Raw genomic sequence first — 15,401 nt, 5'->3', positions numbered from 1 at the left:
AAGGAAGAAAAGAAGTTTCATTTCACGGTGGAGGAATTTATATGCAGCGAGGAACCTTTAAATTAATGAAGTCCGTAAATAAATCATTAGTGCTTAATAAAATTCGCAAAGATGGTCCTATTTCCAGAGCACAAATTGCAAAAGAATCAAAATTAACCCCCCCAACTGTGAGCAGCTTTGTAAAGGAATTATTAGAAGAAGGTCTGGTAAAGGAAAAAGATTTAGGAAAATCTAATGGCGGACGTAAACCAACAATGCTGGAAATCAATTATCATCATTTCTATATAATTGGTGTAGATTCCGGTTCAAGCAGAGTTGATGTAATATTATCAGATTTATCTGGAACAATCTATGAACGTATCAGCACGCTATTTCCAAAGGATATGTCTAAAGAGCGGTTTTTAGATATACTATCCACTGGAATCCGTGATATTTTATCAAAGATACATCAGCCTGAAAAGGTGCTTGGTATCGGTGTTGCCATGCATGGTGTTGTACAGGTAGAGACAGGAACTTCTTTAATTGCCCCTTCGTTAGGGTTAGAAAACATACCAATTAAAGAAACATTAGAGAAAGAATTTAATCTGGAAGTATATGTTGAAAATGATGCAAGGGCAATGGCTCTGGGAGAATCATGGTTTGGAGAATACGGGGAGCAGGACAGTATGATGACTGTTAATATCGGAAATGGTGTCGGCTCTGGTCTTGTGGTTGATGGAAGCCTTTATCATGGAGCGCAGGATATAGCCGGTGAGATTGGCCATATGATGATTGATATACATGGGGAGGTTTGTGAATGCGGGAATAAAGGCTGTCTGCAGACATTTATTTCTGGATCATCTATAGCAAGAAGAGCAAATAAATTAAGTGAAGAGTATTATGATTCTGGAAAGGATGTATATGAAGCAGTACAGAATGGGAATACATCTTTAAAAGAGGTTTTTGAAGAGACTGGAAAACTTATAGGCATAGGAATAACCAATCTCATTCATGTGGTTAATCCAAAGCTGATTGTGCTTGGTGGTGGTGTAATGAATGCTGAGGAAATGCTTCTTCCGACAGTACATAAAACCATTGCTCAACATGCTTTAACACCAGAAGCTAAAGAAACAAAGGTAGTTGTCAGTAAATTAGGCAAGGATGCTGCGCTGTTAGGGGCAACAGCTCTTGTTTTAGTAGAGATTTTCAATTAAATAGACTGAAGATGTAAAACAGGACATTCTTTCTATAGATAAGATGTCCTGTTTCTTATATTATAAGAAGACTAGCTTGTGCCAAATCTGAAGGTAGTTGTTTTATCATAACGCTCTCCTGCCTGCAGAATCATAGAGGGAAGACGGTCTTGATAAAGTGCTAATGGTGTATTTGCCGTTTCAAAACAAACACCATAATGAGCAGGCAAAGATCCATGCTCCAATACATATCCTTGGGAGCCTTGATTAGCAGTGTACATAACCATGCCCGGCTGGTTCGTTTCTATAGATAAGGTTCTCCCACTTGATTGTTCATAAACATCGATATAACTTTTTTTATTTTCAAATACAAAGTAATGATCATAGCCGTCAGCCAGAGCTAATTGTTTTATGTCAGGTAAGGATTTTAATCCCTTCCCCAGTAAAGCCCCGGAACGGAAATCAAATGCTGTATCTGTTACATCGATGAGATGACCTGACGGTAATAAGTTGTTATCCAATTCTAAAATGGTGCTGCCAGGCATGGTGATATGATGCTGGTAAATAGAATTTTTCATATTTCCGGTTAAATTAAAATAAGTGTGGTTTGTTAATGAAAGTGTGGTTGCTGCATCTGGGATAGCATGATAATGTATAGAAAATTCATTTTTACTGGTAAGGCGATAGGTAATAGATACATTTAGACAGCCTGGATAGCTGCCTGCAGATGCTATATCTTTTGTTGTTAATTGTAATACTGCTGTTGATTCTGTTTTTTTTATTTGCGTATCCCACAGAATTTGATGAAAGCCGCCTGATCCGCCGTGTAAATGACTTGTACCTTCATTTTGTTCCAACTGATAAGCTTGCTGATTTATCTTGAACTGGCCATCAGGTATTCGTCCGGCAACCCTTCCAATTAAAGCTCCTAAATACAACGGGTTTTTTTCATAGTTATGATAATCTTTAAAAGTCCAAACAATATTTTCTGCATTCCCACTTCGGTCTGGTGTAGACAGCCTTGTGATAATCCCACCATAATTGAGTATGCTGATTTCAATGATGTTATTTGTTAATGTGAATTCTTTCCATCCATTGACAACTTCTTTTACATGTATGTCCATGCTTTCACCTTCTTTTCGACAAGCAACGTCAATTTATTTAGCTAATTTATTACAATAACTAAAATAATTAATTTAATTAATTAACTTATTGATAATATTCTAACTTTTTAAGGCGTCTTTGGCAATAGGGAATAAGCATAAATTAGATAAATGATGCAATAGGTGTACTTACAAAATTACATAAAAATGGTTTATTTTATTAGGATGAAAATCAATACATCCAGTATGAAGTTTGTTAACTTTCAACTAGTCTACAATATGATATTATAAAGATATAGAAAGAAGGTGTACTTGGTGGTATTAGTTATTCTTATTTGTTTTGCTGTCGCTATGCTGGCGGCGTTTGTTGGAAGTCTGGCAGGACTCGGAGGCGGAGTCGTATTAATTCCATTACTATTCCTTGCCAGCGGTAATATAGAAGGCTTTGAGTGGGTGACACCTCAAACAGTCGTAGCAATGTCGCTGCTGGTTATGTTTTTTACAGGTATATCTTCTGCTTTATCCTTTGCAAAGACAAAACGGATTGATTATAAAGCAGGCGGACTGTTTTTAATCGGCAGTATTCCAGGGAGTATGTGCGGAGCCTGGTTTAATCAATTTGTTCAGGCAAATACATTTTATATTTATTTTGGTATTTTAATCATTATTATTGCCGCAATTCTTTTTTACAGACAGTTAAAAGGAATTAAGCCGCGAAAAGCAGATGAATCTGAAAAAGGATCACGCCAGACGAAAATAGGAGCAGAAATATATACATATAAAATTCAAATAGTACCTGCTATTGTCATTGCGTTCTTTGTCGGGATGCTGTCAGGCTTTTTTGGTATAGGCGGAGGAGCAATTATGGTTCCAGTTATGCTGCTTGTATTTGGTTTTCCTGCACATATTGCAACAGCTACCTCTATGTTTATGATTATTTTCGTCAGCTTATTTGGAAGCATAACGCATGTTGCCCTCGGCAATATTGAGTGGGCCTATGTACTTTTCTTCATTCCTGGAGCATGGATTGGCGGTAAGCTGGGTGCATTTACAAACCAAAAGATTTCAAGCTCGTTATTGGAGCTGTTTTTAAGAATCTTATTGATTATAATGGGAATTCGGATGATTTTACAAGGTATCGGTTAGGGGCGGGTGAAGTATGTCTGAAGAAAAAATTTATTTTTACTATACAAACGATTTGCATAGTAATTTTGAACAGTGGCCAAGAGTAACAGCATTTTTAAAAGAGAAGCAAGACTTAAGAAAGCAAAATAAAGAATCTTACTTTACGATGGATGTAGGAGATCATGTGGATCGGTCCCATCCTATTACAGAAGCCTCAAGTGGGCTGGCCAATGTAGAGTTATTAAATGAAGCAGGCTATGATATCGTGACGATTGGAAATAATGAGGGTATCACATTGTCCCATCAAGAATTATATCAATTATATGATAAGGCGGATTTTCAAGTTGTGTGCAGTAATTTATTTAGTATGGATGAGTTTACACCATTTTGGTTAAAACGTACGCATACATTTACAACAGAAAGCGGTATACGGATAGGAGTATTAGGCTTAACGGCTCCATTTAATGCTTTTTATAATCTGCTTGACTGGAATGTAGAAAATGAATTTGACATTATTGAAAGCTATATAGAAGAATTAGCCAGAGAAACAGATATGATTATTCTGCTTTCACATTTAGGAATTTCAGTGGACCAGGAAATTTCGAGGAGATATCCGGATATTGATGTTATTATTGGCGGACATACGCATCACTTATTAGAAGAAGGTGAAGTGGTAAATCAGACCCTGATAACTGCAGCTGGGAAGCATTGTTACTATATGGGTGAAGTAGAGGTTATCTGGGATCATGAAAAGAAGCAGATTATCTCTAAAGAAGCGGATGCAGTAAGTTTAATAGACAGCGTAAAGGATTTGAAGACTGAAGAGCATCTGCAGCAATTATTGCAGCAGGCAAATCATTATTTGGATCAGGTAGTAGCAGTTGTGGAAGAGCCTCTTGAGGTAAAATGGTTTGGAGAAACGCCAATTATCCAATCTTTGACAAAAGTACTCAAAAGATGGACCAATGCAGATATCGCAATGCTGAATGCTGGGGTATTATTAGATTCACTGCCGGCTGGAGCAATTACAAAAGGAGATCTTCACCGGATTTGTCCGCATCCGATTAATCCTGTCCTTGTTGATTTAAGAGGAGATGAAATTGTAGAGACAGTCAGAGCATCGCTTTCTACCTCTTTTACAGAACTGAAATTAAAAGGATTTGGCTTTCGGGGAGAAATTTTAGGTAAAATGATTTTCTCTGGGATCAGGGTAGAGACAGCTTTTCATCGTAATGGTGATATTTATGTAAAGCAGGTTTATACAGAAAATGGTTACCCGATTAATCCAGATAAAACTTACTATGTTGCTACTGCGGATGTATTTACCCTTGGCCAGCTGCTGCCGGAAATTGCCCGTTCTGCGAAAAAACAATATTTTGTACCAGAGTTTTTACGTGATCTATTAGCCTATGCTGTAAAGCAGTCTTAGACACTGTCACTTCCACTTGTGACGTTCTCCCCCTTCTCTGCATACACTTATCACGAGAGAATAACAGAGGGGGGCTTTTTTTATGATTACGGTAGAACCTCTTGAGGTGGATGGAATTATTTTTACAGCAGTAAGTGTTGAGCTGCCAAAAACAACCTTATTAACGATTAGTAATGATATAGGGTACATTATGTGTGCAGCACTGGATGTTGATATTTTCAATGAAATACCTAAGCTGAAAGAAAGAAATGTCATTGCCGGCCGCGCAATGGGAGTAAGAACCATTGATCAATTGTTGAATGCTCCATTACAAAAAATTACAGATGCTTCCAAGGAGCACGGGTGGGAAGTAGGAATTACCGGAAAGGAAGCATTGCTTAAAATATCATAATATGTTTAAAGACAAAAAAACACTTCTTTTATTCATGCTGTTTTAGTATGAAATGAAAAAAGTGTTTTTTGTATTTCAATATCATGAAATGGTGTTTGTGTGTCCTCTTCTAATATTCTGAATGAGAAAAAATATTGCGTATATGTTAATCCGCTTTACATTGTTCTAATTCACTTCAACAGATGCATAAATTATAAAGGAGGGGGGTTGTTTCGTTGAGGTTTAAAAAACGGTATCGATATCGGCCAAGAAGAAAAAGAAGAATGCCTCCATCCCGGCGCTCCATTCTGATGCTGACATTTATCTTGTTTTTTACAGCGGTTGGTTTCAGCTTTTACTTGATTAATGTTAAAATTGAACCGATTATTATTGATATTGCTAAACGAAAAGCAGATGAATTTGCAACAAGAGCGATTAATTCTGCTGTTAATTATGTAGAGGATTATGGATTTGAAGATATGGTTACAATCACATATGATAATGAAGGAAATTTTGTAACATATAACTGGAACCCGGCAGTCATCGGTGAAGTTAACAGAGTAGCTACAGACCGGGTTGAAGAATTTTTTACTTATGTAAATCGTGGAGAGCAGCTTGAATTTGAACATAATCTGCATGAACCAGATGACTATGAGGGTGGTGCAGAAGGAAGGGCTCAAGTAGATCCTACTTTGATTGAGATTCCTTTAGGGCAAATAACAGGGAATTCTGTATTAGCTAATTTAGGCCCCAAAATCCCAATTAATATGGAGGTTGTCGGAGCTGTACGGACGAATATTGTAGACAAAAAAGAAGAGTTTGGTATTAATGGAGCTTGGGTCTCTTTGTATATTAATGTAGAAGCTGATGTACAGATTATTGTGCCATTTACTTCGGAAGTAAGAACAGTACATACTGAACTTTATTTGGACGGAGGAGCAATTATGGGCAAAGTACCCGATTTTTATGGAGGAGATGGGAATGTTCCGAATATTGCCATTCCGAAAGATGATTTGCAGAAGGATTAAAGATGTAGTATAGTACAGTTTAGTTGAATAAAAACCTTATCAGATCGGTGAGGTAGAGGCGCAAATTATATAAGTATCCAGCAGGAGAATGACAACTGTGATTGCCGGAGAAAGGATAGTTTGCCGAAGTATATAAAGGGGTCGTACTTTATATTGCTGGCATATTACTGAAAAAGTACTATGCTGTCATGTAATAATTTACATGGAGAACTACTGATCGAAATGGAGGATAACGTGAATTGGTGAAACAATGGTAGGTTATTTTCTATCATTGTTTTTTTGCGTTCACAAGGAGATTTTCATCATTTTTTGCAGAAATTGCCTTGTCTGGTTTCCTTATTTCGAATCGGTTGTGAACGCGGGAGGAGATTATTAAATTGTTTTTATTCTCCGCGCGTCGTCAATCTAGCACAGGGATATTTATCCTGAGCCGGGAAATAAATAGATGGAGGTTTTAATATGGATGGTACATTTTGGTCGTTGATACCTGCAATTGTCATGCTGATATTAGTGGTGTTAACAAGAAAGGTTCTTATCTCAATAGGAACAGGGATTGTAGTAGGGGCATTATTATTAAGTAATTTTCATATAGGGGCAACATTAAAAGAAATATGGACTGTGTTCTATACTATTTTTTATGCAAATGGATCAATAGAAACCGGGAACCTATTATTAATTAGTTTTCTCCTTTTCTTAGGGGTGCTTACTGCATTTTTGCAGGCATCCGGCGGAGCAAAAGCTTTTGGGGACTGGATGCTGCAGCGTGTAAGGACACGTACCGGTGCAGAGCTGATGACTGCTGTTATTGGATTGATTATTTTTATAGACGATTATTTTAACAGCTTAGCAGTTGGACAAATTGCGAGACCTGTGACGGACAGACAAAATATTTCCCGTGCAAAACTGGCATACTATATCGATTCCAGTTCTGCTCCGGTTACAGTAATAGCACCAATATCAAGCTGGGGAGCTTATATTATTGGTATTTTAGGCAGTTTATTTGCAGTAAATGGTATTACAACAATTCAGCCGATTGAAGCATTTATACAAATGATACCTTTGAACTTTTATGCTATTGCTTCAATTATTTTAGTATTCATTGTAGCGTATTTTCATTTTGATATAGGTCCAATGTATACACATGAAAAAAGAGCAAGAGAAGAAGGAGAATTGCTTGATCCGAAAAGAAATCAAGTATCGGGAGATTTAGGCGATGTATTTGATCCGCATAGGGACGGGAAAGTTTTTCATCTAATTATTCCTATTATTGTATTATTTATTGTTACGGTGATTGCTATGATTGGAACAGGGGTAAGGGAAACAGAAGGCAGTGCATCCATCATAGACGCTTTTGCAAATACAGATGTCAATCTTTCCTTAATTATTGGCGGTGTCACAGCAGTTCTTACTTCAGTTATTTTTCATATGAAGCAGAGAAAACCTCGCTCAGATATGAGAAGAATTTTTGTAGAAGGCTTTAAAACAATGATTCCAGCAATTAATATTCTTATTCTTGCCTGGATGATCGGTTCTATTATTGGTGAATTAGGGACAGGGAGTTATTTAGCAGGCCTAGTAAATAACTCGTCTATTTCAGCAGATTATCTGCCGGCAATCTTATTTATTATTGCCGGATTAATGGCTTTAGCGACTGGATCATCATGGGGAACTTTTGGTATTATGCTTCCGATCGCGGCAGAAATTATGGCGAATACAGATATGGAATTATTTTTACCTGCCTTAGCGGCTGTGCTTGCTGGAGCAGTATTTGGAGATCATTGTTCACCGATTTCCGATACAACAGTTTTATCTGCAACTGGAGCAGGTGCACATCATATTGATCATGTTCTTACGCAGCTGCCGTATGCTTTCATTGCAGCATTTACAGCTTTAATCGGCTTCTTTGTTGTCGGACTTACCCATTCAACCTGGGTTGCTTTAGCTTTGACGGTTATTCTCTTGATAGGGATTGTCTGGTTTACACAGATATTATTTATTCAGAGAAAAAAGAAGGCATCTTAACGAAGGGCTTGGAATACATTTTAGTATTCCAAGCTTTTTGAATATCTTCTATTGTCATACAATATTTCTGCATAAGCTTTTGTACTAGGTGCTTTTTTATGTGATTTTTATCTTTCTGTAATTAAATACTATAATTTCCATTATTGGATATTGACAAAAGTTGAGGAAGAGATATAATACAATTGAATAGTCTGAAAGTAATGATTTTTGTTATTATTCTATTTTAAAAGCGCTTTCATTATGATTTACTTATTAAAAAGGAGGTTATCATGGATGGAAAATCGTTCACAATGGGGAACACGAGCCGGGTTTATAATGGCTGCTGTCGGATCAGCGATTGGTTTAGGAAATATATGGCGTTTTCCGGCAGTTGCTTATGAGAACGGTGGCGGAGCATTCTTTATACCTTATTTATTTGCTTTATTGACAGCAGGTATTCCTATTTTAATTATGGAATTTGCAATGGGTCAAAAGTATCGTGGATCTGCCCCTTTAACGTTTCGAAGAATTAATAAGAAAACAGAATTTATCGGATGGTGGGCAGTACTTGTCGCATTTGTCATTTCAACATACTATTCAGTGATTATTGCCTGGGCAATATCTTACTCTATCTTTTCTTTTAATCAAACTTGGGGAGCAGATACAGAAGGTTTTTTATTTGGAGAGTATCTGCAGTTAGCTGAAATTCCTGGTCAAATAGGCGGCTTGGTACCAGGCGTGTTAATTCCGCTGATTATTACCTGGCTGTTAGTACTTGGAATCTTATTCCGAGGTGTTAAAAAAGGAATTGAGGTTGCAAACCGTATTTTTATTCCTTTACTTCTTATTGTATTTCTTGTTGTTGTAATTAGAGCAGTCACTTTACCTGGTGCAATGGAAGGCTTGAATGCGTTTTTTACACCTGATTTCAGTCAAATTTTGTCACCAAGTGTATGGATTGCAGCATATGGACAAATTTTCTTTAGTTTATCTATTGCTTTTGCAATTATGATTACTTATTCAAGTTATTTGCCTAAAAAATCAGATATTACGAATAACGCATTTATTGTCGGGTTTGGAAATTCCGGTTTTGAGCTATTAGCTGGAATTGGTGTATTTGGAATATTAGGATTTATGGCCTCTTCAGCTGGTGTTAGTGTGGATGAAGTTGTAGCTGGAGGAGTTGGGCTTGCGTTTGTTGTATTCCCTGCTATTATTAATGAATTGCCGGCATTTAACGGGTTGTTCGGGGCGCTATTCTTTATATCGTTGACTCTTGCCGGAATAACATCCTTAATGTCTATTACTGAGACTTATGTAGCTGCATTGGTAGATAAATTCAAAATTTCAAGATCGAAAGCTGTTCTTTTTGGTGGAGGTCTTGCAGCACTACTTTCATTATTATACGCTTCTAAAGGCGGCTTATACTTCTTAGATAATATTGATTATTTTATTAATCAATTCGGTGTGGCCATGATCGGTCTTGTTGAAGTAGTCTTAATTGCCTGGATTCTTCGTAAAACCAATATACTTAAAAATCATGCCAATGAAATTTCAGATATTCGTCTTGGTTCATGGTGGACGATCAGCATAGCTGTTATTACACCGATTGTAATGGGTTATATGATGTTTGGACTGTTTAAGCTGAATTTAATGAGAGAGTTTGACACAGACTCTGGGAATTATGAAAACTACTCCAATGCCTTTATAAATAATACGGGCTGGGCAGTAGTAGCCGGTGTATTAGTGCTTGGAGTTGTTCTGGCATCAATGAAATGGAAATCCAATGATTCGTTATCTGATTACGACGATAAATAGGAGGTAACATGCTTATGAGTGCTTCAGCAATTATTGTAATGATTATCGGTATCGTTATTATATGGGGAGGGTTAGCAGCCAGTATTTGGAATGCAGTTCAAAAAGGTAAAGGATAAGCTTTATAAAATTATTATTGTATTTAAAATATGGTGTGTACTCCGTTAAAAATGGGATACACACCATATTGCCAATACAAATTTAATTGTTATTTTTCTCCATACGTTCCCATTTCGAAATAAAAGGATAGGGATCAAATGAAAATTCACTGTACCCATTATCTTTATACATGCCGTAATGAAGATGCGGAGGAAATTTACCGGATGTCCCCGGCGGGCCGTAACCTGTCGATCCGACACTGCCCAGTATATCGCCAGGCTGCACGACCTGACCAACTTTTATCTCTTCGTCAAATCCGCTCATATGTGCATAGTAATGATAAATATTATAAATGTCACGAATTCCGATACGCCAGCCTCCATATAGGTTCCAGCCCATCATTTCAACAACTCCATACGTTGTTGAGCGTACCGGAACCCCATAGGAAGCGAAAATATCTGTACCCTCATGAATTCGTAAGCCGCCAAATCCACGGCGGTCTCCCCATGTACTTCGGTAGCTGTAATTATAATTCGTATCTAGGGGGAAAGCCCGGTCTGTTAAATGAATATCACCAAATTTTTGAAACACTTTTGCGGTATTCATGATAGTTTGTACAGTTAAATCACGTTTATAATGCTCCCAAATTGCAATTTTTATATCATCCTCCTGTAAGCCATAGGATAAAATGTGATTTGCCATCGTATAGAGGATGTCTTCTGGATCATTAGAATCTGCTTGATTATCGTCATTCCCGTCCTTACCAATTCCGCCGAATTGCCTTATAATATCCTGTTCCGTTGATTTAGCAGCGTTTCCTAAACCAAACCATTCTGTCTCATCGAATTGAATTGAAATAACTTTTTCTTCTTCAGTGGAAGGAAGTGTATTCCGCTCGTAATTGTCCATCGCTGCGAAATAGTACCACGGGACTTGTGTAATTGTTTCTATTTTTTTAAATAAAGCCATTCTGTCTGTATATATTTGATTTTCTGGATCTGCTTGTACCAAAGAGGCTGTTTGAAAAATAAAAAAGAAACAAAGCATCATCAGTGTAACATTGCGAATTCTAACCAGATGGATCACCTCCTTATAAAATATAGATATTTTATTTCTCTTTAGTCGTCTTTCTTCATGGAATCAACGATTGTCTGAACCAATGGATCAATATCTAAGTCGTCATCCTCCATAACGGAATAATGCAGTGTTTCAATATTTTGAATTAAGCTTTTGTCGTCAGAAGCATGAATTGTATAGTAGCCGGGAAGGATGGATAGTGCTGTTTTTTCTGCATTTTTAATAGCTTCCTGTTTAGAAATATTATTAGATGCTTCAAATGCGATTAAAGCTTCTTCATCCGTCACCAATGTCGCCACTTCTTTAAAATCAGGGTTTTGTAGTAAAATACGGGTAATCATATCAGCCATTTCATTTCTGTCAACATGAATTGCTTTTGGTTCGGATTGATTATTCTGCTCAAATTCATCCTGTGTATAGCGGACAAAACCAAGCTGATCACGTGATGGCGAGTTAGTATTTGATTCCATCTCCGGCCTTCTGTTTTTTGGATCTAATGGATCTGATTCTGTATTGTTTTGGTCAGCTGCACAGCCTGCAAGTGTCATAAAAACAGTTAATACGATAATTCCTATTCCTTTGTTCATATTCATTTATCCTTTCTAAGATTTTTTGAACGCGGTTGAGCAAAGAGAACAGACATATTTTCTTTTGCTGCCGTTTTTTTGGATTTTCTTTATATGTTAGTTTTAGAAAAGAAGCGTAATTCATGCAGGTAATTTTTTCTGGTTTTTCTAACTGTTTCTGTGATAAACTAAGAATAATTGAAAAGGAATGTAGGTGTCCTCTCATGATTGAATTAAATGGGAAAACATATGAATTAATTGAAGAAAATAAAAATGGCTTTGAAGCAGAGGCTATCAAGGAACGTTATTCTGAGGTTTTATCGAAATATGATTTTATTGTCGGAGATTGGGCTTATGAACAGCTGCGCCTAAAAGGGTTTTATCATGATAATCACGCCAAAGCCCCCATTGATGCTAAAATCAGCTGTTTTCAGGATTATATGTATGAATATTGCAATTTTGGCTGTGCCTATTTTGTTTTGAAAAAAGTGCAAAAATAAAAGAAGTTCAATATATCTTCTTATGATGGAATAAGAAGGCTTCTTGAACTTCTTTTTTTATACCGTAATAAACGTTAATCTTCTTTCCCTAATGGATGCGCCCCGGGCGCTCTTCTCTGCAGCTTTTTATGCTGTTCTTTATCCGCATAGGTAAATGCACTGGTCCGCTGCTGGCCTTCTTCCCAATCTGTCGATTTTCCGGAAACTAAATCATTTTCACGAATATCTGATCCATAAGATCCTTCTGGAAACTCCTCTGGAATTAAAGCATCATGCTGTTTTTGAACTGTTGAGAGCTCTTGATAATCTTTTTTCGGCATCTTCATTTCCCTCCTTATAATTTCATTTTGTACAGATGGAGGGAAATAACGCCTACTAATAATTACCGTTCTTCCACCGGAGCTATTTTATATCCGCGAAAACGCTTAGTAAGTAATTTTCCAAGCCGGAAAATGGCGTCTTCATTTCCAGTCCCACTGATTATCTGTACTCCTATCGGCATGTTTTTCTCATCTTCACCAACAGGCACAGTAAGTGAAGGAAGTCCCCATACATTTGCGTATGCTGTATACGGCATATATTGCAAATATGTTTTCCGGATAGAAAAGATCTCTTTAAAAACCTGGCCATGCTCCAGCGCAGATTGATAATAAACAGGTAGAATCAGCAGGCGCTTATCTAAATATGTCTTTAACAGTTCATCTCCCTGCTGGAGAATATCAGTGATTTCCATGATTCTTTTTCGGGAAGGCTTGAACATTTTAGCTCCCATGATTGCCCAGGATAAATAAGGATGAACTTTTGTGCGCTGGTTCAGTTTTTCTCTTAAAAACGAGCGCAGTAAGCCGGAGCGGTCATTATTAAATGCTTCATCTTCAACTAATTTACTTCCATTGATGGACATCACTTCCTGCCAGATTAATGCACTATCTCTAAAATAAGGTGGCATAATCTGCTGGACATTATAAATTTTTTCAAGGAAATTCGCCAGCTGTCCTAATAATTGTCCTGTCTTTGTAGAAAGAGGGTAGCCGGGATTCAGCGGTAATATCTCTATTTTAAATTCACGCAAAGTTTGCGGCTTTACAGGCGAATGAGATAAAATTTCGTAGATAAGCTGCATATCCTGAACGGACTTTCCCATTGGCCCCACAGTAAGCATACGTTTTTGCAGGTCATGCTGAACCGCTGGGAAATGTCCTTCGACGGATACGGTAGCGTTGCCTGGCTTGAAGCCGATAACACCATTAAAATGCGCTGGAAAACGAATGGACCCGCCAACATCAGAACCAATACCAACTGCTGCGCCGCCAGCCGCCAGCAGTGCACCTTCTCCACCACTTGATCCGCCGGCAGTTTTAGTTGGATCCCAAGGGTTATTCGTTCTGCCATATAGTTTATTATCTGTCTCTTGACAAAAGCAAAGTGCAGGTGTATTGGTTTTTCCAAGAATAATGGCTCCCTCCTGCTTTAATTGATCTACAACTTCGGCATCCTCCTGGTAAATAAGATCCTGGCGATGCTCTAAGCCTCCTGTTGTCTTCATCCCTTTCACATGGAGGCATTCCTTGATACTGATTGGTACGCCATGTAATCTGCCTACAGATTTATTGTTTTGAAGCTGCTCATCTGCTTCATGTGCTTCTTGCAGCGCTTCAGAAAAACGGTCTTCCACAACAGCGTTGATAGAAGGATTAATTTCTTTAATTCGTTCTATAAAAACTGTCACAGCTTCTACTGAGGTAATTTGTTTCTTTTTTATTGCCGTTGCAATACTGCTTGCATCCATTTTTAAAATTTGTAGCTTTTCCAATGTGCATACGTCCCCTTAGTTCTTATTAGACTTACTATACCATGTTTTTGAAAAAGAAGGATAAAATTCGTTTGTCTTCTTTATTTTCAATGAAAGTCCGGTGAAATTACTCTGGTAATTATGATATGATAATAGTATAGACGTTTTTGGAGGTATCAATAATGTATTTTGTAGATCAAGAAAAAATTAGGCGCACACTGATATTTATGACTGACATTTTAGATACATTGAGAAATCATTCCTATAAAAGCAAAATAGATTATCTGGCATTAGAGCGTATGGCGCATATTTTTATTGAAGGAACGCTGGACGTCGGGAATATGATGATAGACGGATTTATTATGAGAGATCCCGGCAGTTATGAGGATATTATTGATATTTTAGTGGATGAAAAAGTTATTCCTGTGGAGGAAGAGGGAGCTTATAAAGCGCTCATTCTCTGGCGGAAACCTTTAGTACATGATTACCAGACAATCGATCATAAAAGCTTAGAACAGTTTTTCAAAGAGAATTTAAATATATTCATGCACTTTTCAGATTGGATTGATAAATATCTGCAGAATGAATTAGGCGTTGCAAATGCTTTTACTAATAAGTAACAAGCATGCTTAAAAAGGGGGCTTAAGCGGATGGGAAAACGTATCTCGACAAAGGATAAGATTATCCGGGTGCTGAAGGAACAGGGAACGTTAACAATGGATGCCATTATGGAGAACTTTGCTATTTCTGAGACAGCTGTCAGGAAACAGCTCCATACGCTTGTACAAGAGGGGTTTATTGAAGTACAGCAGCATAAAAAAGAGATTGGGCGGCCCTATCACACATATAGCCTGACAGAACAGAGCCAGGTACGTTTTCCCAATCGCTATAAAGAACTCTCGTTAGATTTGCTTCATGACTTAGAAGAATTACAGGGAAACCAGCTTATCAGTGATCTTCTTAAAAAACAATCAACCAAGGAAAAAGAACAATTAAAGAAGTATTTAGATAAGTATTCGACTACTGAAGAGAAAATAGCTGCTTTGAAGGATCTGCAGAACAAAAGCGGTTATATGTTTCAAGTGGAGAATAAGGGACGGGGTGGATTTCATTTAAATAATTTTCATTGTCCCTTTTTAGAAGTGGCAAAGGATTATCCGGTCATGTGCCAGCATGAAAAAGAAATGTACGAAGCTTTATTTCCGAATCAGGAAATAAAGACAAAATCATTGCTTGTTGACGGGGAGAAATGCTGTCAATGGAGAATTGCTGCAACCTCAGAGTGATTGATTAGACAGCATGGTATTATAAATTTCAATGGCGG

16 protein-coding genes and 1 riboswitch are annotated in these 15,401 nt (G+C 37.4%); of the genes, 11 read left to right on the top strand and 5 right to left on the bottom strand.

Annotated elements, in window-relative coordinates; all coding sequences use genetic code 11:
- Positions 1 to 41: 41 nt before the first annotated feature.
- Positions 42 to 1,193, top strand: coding sequence for an ROK family transcriptional regulator (locus MHH51_RS16550; protein ID WP_147211625.1), 1,152 nt, complete (start codon positions 42 to 44; stop codon positions 1,191 to 1,193).
- Positions 1,194 to 1,264: 71 nt separating this feature from the next.
- Here MHH51_RS16550 and MHH51_RS16545 read toward each other — a convergent pair whose 3' ends face one another.
- Positions 1,265 to 2,296 (bottom strand): aldose epimerase family protein, encoded by a 1,032-nt coding sequence (locus MHH51_RS16545; RefSeq protein ID WP_156988556.1) that lies wholly within the window; start codon positions 2,294 to 2,296, stop codon positions 1,265 to 1,267.
- 294 nt (positions 2,297 to 2,590) lie between these two features.
- Here MHH51_RS16545 and MHH51_RS16540 point away from each other — a divergent pair, with 294 nt between their 5' ends.
- From MHH51_RS16540 to MHH51_RS16510, 7 genes are all read left to right on the top strand, one after another.
- Positions 2,591 to 3,421, top strand: coding sequence for a sulfite exporter TauE/SafE family protein (locus tag MHH51_RS16540; RefSeq protein ID WP_339282539.1), 831 nt, complete (start codon positions 2,591 to 2,593; stop codon positions 3,419 to 3,421).
- 13 nt (positions 3,422 to 3,434) lie between these two features.
- Complete coding sequence (locus MHH51_RS16535; protein ID WP_339282538.1) at positions 3,435 to 4,829, top strand: bifunctional UDP-sugar hydrolase/5'-nucleotidase; 1,395 nt, start codon at positions 3,435 to 3,437, stop codon at positions 4,827 to 4,829.
- Positions 4,830 to 4,911: 82 nt separating this feature from the next.
- Positions 4,912 to 5,220 (top strand): DUF1805 domain-containing protein, encoded by a 309-nt coding sequence (locus MHH51_RS16530; protein WP_339282537.1) that lies wholly within the window; start codon positions 4,912 to 4,914, stop codon positions 5,218 to 5,220.
- A gap of 215 nt (positions 5,221 to 5,435) precedes the next feature.
- Positions 5,436 to 6,227 (top strand): sporulation protein YunB, encoded by a 792-nt coding sequence (yunB, locus tag MHH51_RS16525; RefSeq protein WP_339282536.1) that lies wholly within the window; start codon positions 5,436 to 5,438, stop codon positions 6,225 to 6,227.
- A gap of 45 nt (positions 6,228 to 6,272) precedes the next feature.
- Positions 6,273 to 6,448, top strand: a riboswitch (Lysine riboswitch).
- 238 nt (positions 6,449 to 6,686) lie between these two features.
- On the top strand, positions 6,687 to 8,249 hold the full coding sequence (locus tag MHH51_RS16520; protein WP_339282535.1) for a Na+/H+ antiporter NhaC family protein: 1,563 nt from the start codon (positions 6,687 to 6,689) through the stop codon (positions 8,247 to 8,249).
- 273 nt (positions 8,250 to 8,522) lie between these two features.
- The gene (locus MHH51_RS16515; protein WP_339282534.1) at positions 8,523 to 10,046 is read left to right on the top strand and encodes a sodium-dependent transporter; all 1,524 of its coding nucleotides are present in this window, start codon (positions 8,523 to 8,525) and stop codon (positions 10,044 to 10,046) included.
- A gap of 14 nt (positions 10,047 to 10,060) precedes the next feature.
- On the top strand, positions 10,061 to 10,162 hold the full coding sequence (locus MHH51_RS16510) for a methionine/alanine import family NSS transporter small subunit (RefSeq protein ID WP_147211620.1): 102 nt from the start codon (positions 10,061 to 10,063) through the stop codon (positions 10,160 to 10,162).
- Between the two features lie 82 nt (positions 10,163 to 10,244).
- Here the strand turns inward: MHH51_RS16510 and MHH51_RS16505 are convergent, their stop codons facing one another.
- Together MHH51_RS16505 and MHH51_RS16500 are read right to left on the bottom strand one after the other, a co-directional pair.
- Entirely contained in the window at positions 10,245 to 11,192 is a 948-nt protein-coding gene (locus MHH51_RS16505) for a M23 family metallopeptidase (protein WP_339286313.1), read from the bottom strand.
- A gap of 68 nt (positions 11,193 to 11,260) precedes the next feature.
- On the bottom strand, positions 11,261 to 11,806 hold the full coding sequence (locus tag MHH51_RS16500; RefSeq protein ID WP_246145194.1) for a YhcN/YlaJ family sporulation lipoprotein: 546 nt from the start codon (positions 11,804 to 11,806) through the stop codon (positions 11,261 to 11,263).
- 203 nt (positions 11,807 to 12,009) lie between these two features.
- On the opposite strand from MHH51_RS16500, the gene MHH51_RS16495 reads away from it, so the two are divergent.
- A complete protein-coding gene (locus tag MHH51_RS16495) occupies positions 12,010 to 12,285 on the top strand; it encodes a YutD family protein (RefSeq protein ID WP_077602125.1) in 276 nt (91 codons plus the stop codon).
- A gap of 74 nt (positions 12,286 to 12,359) precedes the next feature.
- Here the strand turns inward: MHH51_RS16495 and MHH51_RS16490 are convergent, their stop codons facing one another.
- Both MHH51_RS16490 and MHH51_RS16485 read right to left on the bottom strand, forming a co-directional pair.
- Entirely contained in the window at positions 12,360 to 12,605 is a 246-nt protein-coding gene (locus tag MHH51_RS16490; RefSeq protein WP_147211618.1) for a hypothetical protein, read from the bottom strand.
- A 62-nt stretch (positions 12,606 to 12,667) separates the two neighbouring features.
- The gene (locus MHH51_RS16485) at positions 12,668 to 14,098 is read right to left on the bottom strand and encodes an amidase (protein WP_156988559.1); all 1,431 of its coding nucleotides are present in this window, start codon (positions 14,096 to 14,098) and stop codon (positions 12,668 to 12,670) included.
- Between the two features lie 161 nt (positions 14,099 to 14,259).
- Here MHH51_RS16485 and MHH51_RS16480 point away from each other — a divergent pair, with 161 nt between their 5' ends.
- Both MHH51_RS16480 and MHH51_RS16475 read left to right on the top strand, forming a co-directional pair.
- The gene (locus tag MHH51_RS16480) at positions 14,260 to 14,697 is read left to right on the top strand and encodes a DUF86 domain-containing protein (RefSeq protein ID WP_156988562.1); all 438 of its coding nucleotides are present in this window, start codon (positions 14,260 to 14,262) and stop codon (positions 14,695 to 14,697) included.
- Between the two features lie 30 nt (positions 14,698 to 14,727).
- Positions 14,728 to 15,363 (top strand): DeoR family transcriptional regulator, encoded by a 636-nt coding sequence (locus tag MHH51_RS16475; protein WP_147211615.1) that lies wholly within the window; start codon positions 14,728 to 14,730, stop codon positions 15,361 to 15,363.
- Positions 15,364 to 15,401 lie beyond the last annotated feature (38 nt).

The sequence above is a fragment of the Oceanobacillus sp. FSL K6-3682 genome (assembly GCF_037976165.1).
Taxonomy (GTDB): Bacteria; Bacillota; Bacilli; order Bacillales; family Amphibacillaceae; genus Oceanobacillus; species Oceanobacillus sojae.
This window is presented reverse-complemented; position numbering and strand designations above follow the sequence as displayed.

What these genes read in the sequence shown, in the direction of transcription:
- MHH51_RS16550 (WP_147211625.1), top strand. Translation starts at nt 42, where the DNA reads ATGCAGCGAGGAACCTTTAAATTAATGAAGTCCGTAAATAAATCATTA.
- MHH51_RS16545 (WP_156988556.1), bottom strand. Translation starts at nt 2,296, where the DNA reads ATGGACATACATGTAAAAGAAGTTGTCAATGGATGGAAAGAATTCACA.
- MHH51_RS16535 (WP_339282538.1), top strand. Translation starts at nt 3,435, where the DNA reads ATGTCTGAAGAAAAAATTTATTTTTACTATACAAACGATTTGCATAGT.
- MHH51_RS16530 (WP_339282537.1), top strand. Translation starts at nt 4,912, where the DNA reads ATGATTACGGTAGAACCTCTTGAGGTGGATGGAATTATTTTTACAGCA.
- MHH51_RS16520 (WP_339282535.1), top strand. Translation starts at nt 6,687, where the DNA reads ATGGATGGTACATTTTGGTCGTTGATACCTGCAATTGTCATGCTGATA.
- MHH51_RS16515 (WP_339282534.1), top strand. Translation starts at nt 8,523, where the DNA reads ATGGAAAATCGTTCACAATGGGGAACACGAGCCGGGTTTATAATGGCT.
- MHH51_RS16510 (WP_147211620.1), top strand. Translation starts at nt 10,061, where the DNA reads ATGAGTGCTTCAGCAATTATTGTAATGATTATCGGTATCGTTATTATA.
- MHH51_RS16505 (WP_339286313.1), bottom strand. Translation starts at nt 11,192, where the DNA reads ATGATGCTTTGTTTCTTTTTTATTTTTCAAACAGCCTCTTTGGTACAA.
- MHH51_RS16500 (WP_246145194.1), bottom strand. Translation starts at nt 11,806, where the DNA reads ATGAACAAAGGAATAGGAATTATCGTATTAACTGTTTTTATGACACTT.
- MHH51_RS16495 (WP_077602125.1), top strand. Translation starts at nt 12,010, where the DNA reads ATGATTGAATTAAATGGGAAAACATATGAATTAATTGAAGAAAATAAA.
- MHH51_RS16490 (WP_147211618.1), bottom strand. Translation starts at nt 12,605, where the DNA reads ATGCCGAAAAAAGATTATCAAGAGCTCTCAACAGTTCAAAAACAGCAT.
- MHH51_RS16480 (WP_156988562.1), top strand. Translation starts at nt 14,260, where the DNA reads ATGTATTTTGTAGATCAAGAAAAAATTAGGCGCACACTGATATTTATG.
- MHH51_RS16475 (WP_147211615.1), top strand. Translation starts at nt 14,728, where the DNA reads ATGGGAAAACGTATCTCGACAAAGGATAAGATTATCCGGGTGCTGAAG.